The sequence below is a fragment of the Muricoccus vinaceus genome, assembly GCF_042433125.1.
Lineage (GTDB): Bacteria > Pseudomonadota > Alphaproteobacteria > Acetobacterales > Acetobacteraceae > Roseomonas > Roseomonas vinacea.
The window spans coordinates 1-606 of record NZ_JBHLVZ010000063.1 but is presented as its reverse complement, the minus strand read 5'-3'; the positions used below and the strand labels follow the sequence as shown (position 1 = coordinate 606).

Annotated in this window: 1 protein-coding gene; it reads right to left on the bottom strand. The window is 65.5% G+C overall.

The genetic code is table 11. The features are described from left to right. Positions 1-606, bottom strand: a 606-nt coding sequence (locus tag ACFFIC_RS18300; protein ID WP_377052973.1) for a hypothetical protein, incomplete at both ends; no start/stop codon positions are given.

The following is a 606-nucleotide window of genomic DNA, read 5'->3' as shown; positions in this document are numbered from 1 at the left end:
TTGGGCTCGAACTGACCGACCCGGGGTTCCACTTCAGTGTTCTGAGCGAGTTCCGGGCTCGCCCAGCCGCGACCATCCGCTGGTGGGCCGTGAACAGCCTGTTGTAAACATCGATGCTGCGCCGCCGGGGCCGCTCGGCCTCCGCCCACGTTGCCCACGGGCCGTCGCGCCATTCCTCAAATGCCTTCGAGAACTCCGGCATGTTCTCGAGGCGCAGCACGACATCCACCTTGAGGGGGTCAGCTTTGGGGCCTCGCTGCTCCATCACGTCCCCCTGTAAGGTCAGGCCCGCCTCCTCGAGGTCGGATGCCTCATCCAGGGAGACGGTGACCATGCGCTTGGAAAGGAGGCGGGGCGGTTCGGTGACAGCACCCAGACCCTGTATCCACCCGTCGAACATCGCGTCAGCTGGCGGTGGGGGAGCCTCCCGGAGCCGCGCCACCCGAATCAGGACGTCGTCGGACTCATCCAGCGAGACACCCTCGAGGCGCGTCAGGTCGCGCTCGTGGAACCGCTCAACTGCGTCCTTGGAAAGGTCTGAGTGGTAGCGTCCGTCAACGTGGTGGAAATTGCATTTGGGCTTGAGGTGGCCACGGCTCAGGCGGC